Genomic DNA, 5,295 nt, shown 5'->3' on the forward strand with positions numbered 1-5,295 from the left:
CGCCTCGCACGCGGTGCTTGCCGAAGCCCCCCACCCCCATCCCCTCCCCTGAAGGGGAGGGGGGCGTGATCCCGCTGCCTCCTGCTCTCGCCGCCGCCCTTCTCCTCATCGCCGCGCTGGCGGGGATCTGGTGGTTCCAGAAGGGCGATCTGGGCGAGTATCGGCGGTTCAGCGCGCTGAATGACGGCCATTCGCGGCGGATGCGGTTCCGGCTATGGTTGGCGCGGTCGGCATTGGCGTTTCTGTTGCCGGTGCTGGTCGGGCTGGTCCTGCTTGGCCGGATCGATGCGCTGGCCGTGATGCCGGGCGAATTCGCCACTATCGCCGCCGCCATGCCGCCAATCTTCGACAGCGGCGAGGCGATGCAGGGGATGCTGGTCGGAGGGGTGATCGGCGGGCTGGCTGTCGGCGCGGTGCTGGCGCGCGTGCGCAAGCGCAAGCCGCTGGGCAATGTCTCCGCGCTGCTGCCGCGCGAACGGCGCGAGGTGAAATATGCCGCTGCGCTCAGCATCATGGCGGGGGTGACGGAGGAGGCGTTCTTCCGTCTCTATCTGCCGCTGCTGGTCTCGCTGGTGACGGGGCAGGCGGGGATCGGCTTTGTCGCGTCGCTGGTGCTGTTCGGGGCGATGCACCGTTATCAGGGCTGGGTCGGGGTGCTGGCCACCACCGCGCTGGGGGCGGTGATGACCGGGCTGTACCTGATGACCGGCAGCCTGTGGGTGGTGATGCTGGTCCATGTGCTGGTGGACCTGAACGGGCTGGTGGTGACGCCGGTGCTGGGTGGGGTGTGGCGGAAGTAACTATTCCTCCCCTGCAAGGGGAGGTGGCAGGCGCAGCCTGACGGAGGGGTGTCACCCTATCGAGAGCGGGACACCCCTCCACCAGCTTCGCTGGTCCCCCTCCCCTTGCAGGGGAGGAATGTAGTTAGTTCTTCAGTCGCCAGCCGGTGCGGAAGATCCAGCCGATCCACGCCAGGCAGGCCAGCAGGAACAGCGCGGTCACGCCCAGGCTGACCCCCGGCGTCACGTCCGACGTGCCGAAAAAGGTCCAGCGAAAGCCGTTGATCAGATACACGACCGGGTTGAACAACGTCACCGTGCGCCACGGCTCGGGCAGGATCGTCACCGAGTAGAAGGCGCCGCCCAGAAAGGTCAGCGGCGTGACGATCAGCAGCGGGATCACCTGCAACTGCTCGAACCCACGCGCCCAGATGCCGATGGCGAAGCCGAACAGCGAGAAGGTTACCGCGACCAGCAACAGGTAGAAGATCATCGCGACCGGGTGCAGGATCGAGAGGTCGACGAACAGATAGGCGGTGGCGAGGATGACGAGGCCGATCACCATCGACTTGCTGGCGGCCGCCCCGACATAGCCCAGCACCGTCTCGATCGGTGACAAGGGTGCGGAGAGGATTTCGTACATCGTGCCGGTGAATTTGGGCATGTATATGCCCAGGCTGGCGTTCAGGATGCTTTCCGAAAAGATCGACAGCAGCATAAGGCCCGGCACGATGAACGCGCCGTAAGGCACGCCCGAGACCTGGTTCATCGCCGATCCGATCGCGGTGCCGAACACCACGAAATAGAGCGTCGTGGTGATGACCGGCACCATCAGGCTGGTCCACACCGTCCGCCGGAACCGCGCCATTTCGAAGCGATAGATCGACCAGATGCCATGCAGGTTCATGCGCGTGTTCCCTCGACCAGATCGACGAAGATATCCTCCAGCGAGGATTTATAGGTTTCCAGATCGACGAAGCCGATATCCATGTCGCCCAGCTGGCGCAGCAGCGAGGGGATGCCGGTCCGCTCGGCGCGCGCGTCGAAGATGTAGCGCAGGCGCCTGCCCTCATCCTCCAGCGACAGCTGCCATTCGGCGAGGTCGGGCGGGATCGCCGCCATCGGCTCGGCGAGGGTCAGCACCATTTCGCGCTTGCCGAGCTTCTTCATCATCTCGGCCTTTTCCTCGACCAGCAGGAGCTTGCCCTTGGCGATCACGCCCACCCGGTCGGCCATTTCCTCGGCCTCCTCGATATAATGGGTGGTCAGGATGATGGTGACGCCGCGCTCGCGAAGCCGGTGGACCAGCTTCCACATGTCGCGGCGCAGTTCGACATCGACGCCCGCCGTGGGTTCGTCGAGGAACAGGAGGTCGGGTTCGTGGGACAGCGCCTTGGCGATCAGCACGCGGCGCTTCATCCCGCCCGACAGCTCCATGAGTTTTGAATGGCGCTTGTCCCACAGCGACAGGTCGCGCAGCACCTGTTCGACATAGGCCGGGTTGGGCGAGCGACCGAACAGGCCCCGGCTGAAATTCACCGTGTCGATGACGCGTTCGAACATGTCGACCGACAATTCCTGCGGCACCAGCCCGATTTTCCGCCGCGCAGTCTTATAGTCGCGAAGTGCGTCATGCCCATCGACGCGGATGGTCCCGGCCGAGGGCGTGACGATGCCGCACACGATCGAGATCAGCGTCGTCTTGCCCGCGCCGTTCGGCCCCAGCAGCGCGAAAATCTCCCCGCGCCGGATGCTCAGATCGACCGGCTGTAGGGCGGTGAACCCGCCCTTATAGGTCTTGGTCACGCCCTCGATGGACAGGATCGGGTCGGTCATACGGCAGTCCCCCGTTGGAAGACCGCCGCCTTATCAACGGTTTCGCGCTTCGGCGACGGCCTTTTGCAATTGTTCGAGCGGCAACGCGCCCGACAGGATGCGGTTGCCGACGATCCAGCTGGGCGTGCCGGTCAGGCCCAGCCGCCCGGCGGCCTCCAGATTGCGGGCGATCTCGGCATCGGCCTGGGGCTGGAAGGCGGCCATCTTGCTCATGTCGACGCCCGCCTTGGCGGCGGCGGCGGCGATGGTCGCGTCGCTGACCGGCCCCCCGGCATAGAGCGCGTCATGGAAGGCGGCGAACTTGCCCTGCGATGCCGCGAGCAGGCTGGCGCGCGCCGCCGCCTTGCTCGACGGCGCCAGAATCGGCAGCTCGCGATAGACGATGCGCAACTTGGGGTCGGCCTGGGTCAGCTGCTTCAAGAGCGGCAGGCTGGCCCGGCAATAGCCGCAATTATAGTCGTAGAATTCGACCAGCGTGACATCGCCCTTGGGGTTGCCGGTATAGGCATTGCCGAACGGTTTGGTCAGGTCGCCGCCGATCGCCGCGACCGCCTTGCCCTGTTCGCGGTCCTGCAACCGCTGCATCGCCTCCGGGATGACTTCGGGATGGTCGAGCAGATAGGCGCGGACCATGTCGCCCGATGCGGCATGGGGGGCGACCAGCGGAGCGAGCGCCATGGCGGTGCCGCCACCGACCAGTCCACCCAGGACCGCAACGGCGGCCAATGTCTTCAAGCCCATCAGCGGCGCTTCTTCTTGGAGCTGGCGGCGGCGTCGGCAGAGGTCATGGCGATATCCTGCGCCCGAATCCATTCGGACGTGTTGGGGGTGAGATTGGCCATCGCATAGCGTGCGCTCTGGATGGCGGTGCGGGTGTCGCCCATCATGCTCGCCCGCTCGGCGGTGGCGAGCGCGGCGCGCGGTTCGTCGCCCATCTGTTCATAGGCGGTGCCCAGCTGGACCCAGGCAAAGGGATTGTCCTCGTCGCGCTGGACCGCGACCTTCAGCACCTTCACCGCTTCTGGCAGGTTGCGCTTGTCCTCGGTCGCGATCAGCGCATGGCCGAAGGTGGTGGCGATCAGCGCGTTCTGGCCCGACCCCATGGTCGCGGCGCGAAGAGGGGCCAGCGCCTCCTGCGGCTTGCCCGATTCGAGCAGGATCTGGCCCTGGATTTCCTCGAAATAGGGGTCCTTGGGGTCCTTGGCGATCAGCGCGGCGGCCTCCGCCTCGGCTTTGTCGGGATAGGCGGCCTTGTGATAGGCATAGGCGCGGGCATAGTGCGCATAGACCGACTGGTCGCTGTCGGGATATTTGCTCAGCGTCGTCTCGGGCGGCGAGACATAGCCGAACAGCTTGGCCTTTACCCGCAGGAACCGCTCCTGCAGCTTGGCGTCGATCGGCTTGTTCCAGGCGGGCGAGGCTTGCAGATCGGTGGTCAGCGACTGGATACGCACCGACGACAGCGGGTGGGTCTGCGCGAACGGATCGATATTGGTGTAGCCATAGCGATATTGCTGGTTCTGCAACTTCTTGAAGAAGCTCAGCATCCCCTTGCCGGTGACGCCCGCCGTCGTGAGGTAGCGCGCACCCGCCGCATCGGCCGCCGATTCCTGGTTGCGGCTGAAGGCGAGGACATTGCTCATCGCCGCCTGCTGTCCCGCCGCCATCACGCCCATGCCCGCCGCACCGCCGCCCAGCGCCACTGTGGCGAGGCCCAGCACCATCGAGAGCAGCTGCATCTTCATCGCGGGCTTCATCGCCTGTTCGCCCAGGATGACATGGCCGTCGGCGATATGGCCCAGCTCGTGCGCGATGACGCCCTGCACCTCGTTCACATTGTCCGCCGCCTGGAGCAGTCCCGAATGGACATAGACGATCTGCCCGCCCGCGACGAAGGCGTTGATCGAATCGTCGTTGATGAGGACGATCTTCACGTCGCGCGGGGACAGCCCGGCGGCCTTGATCATCGGCGCGGACATGTCGGCGAACAGCGATTCGGTCTCCGCATCACGCAGGATCGACTGCGCGGCGGCCGGCTGCGCCCAGACCAGGACCGTAACGGCGAAGGCGGCGATCAGACGCTTCATGCTTCCTCTATCGACGGGTCGGCCGTGGTAGACAACCGGGTTTGCGGCGGAGATAGTTATTGCCTCTGCCACCGGGCGGCTGAACGCTCGGCGAACGAAAAGGGGGCGCGGCCATGCTGATGATCGATACCGGACAGGTTTCCCCGATGCCCGCCTTGCCGAATTGCGCGATTCCCGGCGCCCGGCCTGCGACCCAGCGGATGGCGGACCTGCCCAAGCCGGTGCGGGCCGCGCTGCTGGCGGCGGTCGGCCGTCCCGTGGCGGAAGCGGGGGCGCCGTTCAATGGATCGGATGTGGTATCGCCCGACTCGCCGCCCGGTGTGCGCTTCCTGCGGGCTTATCATGTACGCGACCTGTGGCTGGTCTGGGTCGAGCTGGGCGGGATCGGCCATCGTTTCCACCTGCTCGCCTTTCGCGATGCGGCCCAGGGGGCAAGCGTCGCGGTGCCGGTCCCGTGGGATGCGAGCCGCAACCTGTGCATTGCGTCGCGGGCGATGGCGGGGAGGGACTGACGTCATTGGAACTCACCCCTCCCCTTCAGGGGAGGGGGGCGGGGGTGGGGCGCTTCCGCAAGCGCGGCACTGGTGGATAGG

6 protein-coding genes are annotated in these 5,295 nt (G+C 66.1%); 2 read left to right on the forward strand and 4 right to left on the reverse strand.

Going from position 1 to position 5,295, the window contains the following annotated elements; all coding sequences use genetic code 11:
- The first annotated feature begins 65 nt into the window (after positions 1-65).
- On the forward strand, positions 66-800 hold the full coding sequence (locus SP5_RS18600) for a CPBP family intramembrane glutamic endopeptidase (protein WP_052811599.1): 735 nt from the start codon (positions 66-68) through the stop codon (positions 798-800).
- Between the two features lie 124 nt (positions 801-924).
- Here the strand turns inward: SP5_RS18600 and SP5_RS16145 are convergent, their stop codons facing one another.
- From SP5_RS16145 to SP5_RS16160, 4 genes are read right to left on the reverse strand one after another with little or no spacing between them, the layout of a single operon-like run.
- Positions 925-1,686, reverse strand: a complete 762-nt coding sequence (locus SP5_RS16145; RefSeq protein WP_042490632.1) for an ABC transporter permease — start codon at positions 1,684-1,686, stop codon at positions 925-927.
- Positions 1,683-2,615 carry an ABC transporter ATP-binding protein gene (locus SP5_RS16150; protein WP_042490633.1) on the reverse strand — a complete coding sequence of 311 codons (933 nt, stop codon included), beginning with the start codon at positions 2,613-2,615 and terminating at the stop codon, positions 1,683-1,685. The genes SP5_RS16145 and SP5_RS16150 overlap by 4 nt, the downstream gene beginning before the upstream one ends.
- A gap of 33 nt (positions 2,616-2,648) precedes the next feature.
- Complete coding sequence (locus SP5_RS16155) at positions 2,649-3,356, reverse strand: DsbA family protein (protein ID WP_052811600.1); 708 nt, start codon at positions 3,354-3,356, stop codon at positions 2,649-2,651.
- Positions 3,356-4,702, reverse strand: coding sequence for a M48 family metalloprotease (locus SP5_RS16160; protein ID WP_042490634.1), 1,347 nt, complete (start codon positions 4,700-4,702; stop codon positions 3,356-3,358). Before SP5_RS16160 ends, SP5_RS16155 begins: the two co-directional genes overlap by 1 nt.
- Positions 4,703-4,815: 113 nt before the next feature.
- Here SP5_RS16160 and SP5_RS16165 point away from each other — a divergent pair, with 113 nt between their 5' ends.
- The gene (locus SP5_RS16165; RefSeq protein WP_157013775.1) at positions 4,816-5,214 is read left to right on the forward strand and encodes a hypothetical protein; all 399 of its coding nucleotides are present in this window, start codon (positions 4,816-4,818) and stop codon (positions 5,212-5,214) included.
- The last annotated feature ends 81 nt before the right edge of the window (positions 5,215-5,295 follow it).

The sequence above is a fragment of the Sphingomonas parapaucimobilis NBRC 15100 genome (assembly GCF_000787715.1).
GTDB lineage: Bacteria > Pseudomonadota > Alphaproteobacteria > Sphingomonadales > Sphingomonadaceae > Sphingomonas > Sphingomonas parapaucimobilis.

Excerpts from the sequence above, each read along its gene's own strand:
- SP5_RS16145 (WP_042490632.1), bottom strand. The coding sequence starts at position 1,686 with ATGAACCTGCATGGCATCTGGTCGATCTATCGCTTCGAAATGGCGCGG.
- SP5_RS16150 (WP_042490633.1), bottom strand. The coding sequence starts at position 2,615 with ATGACCGACCCGATCCTGTCCATCGAGGGCGTGACCAAGACCTATAAG.
- SP5_RS16155 (WP_052811600.1), bottom strand. The coding sequence starts at position 3,356 with ATGGGCTTGAAGACATTGGCCGCCGTTGCGGTCCTGGGTGGACTGGTC.
- SP5_RS16160 (WP_042490634.1), bottom strand. The coding sequence starts at position 4,702 with ATGAAGCGTCTGATCGCCGCCTTCGCCGTTACGGTCCTGGTCTGGGCG.
- SP5_RS16165 (WP_157013775.1), top strand. The coding sequence starts at position 4,816 with ATGCTGATGATCGATACCGGACAGGTTTCCCCGATGCCCGCCTTGCCG.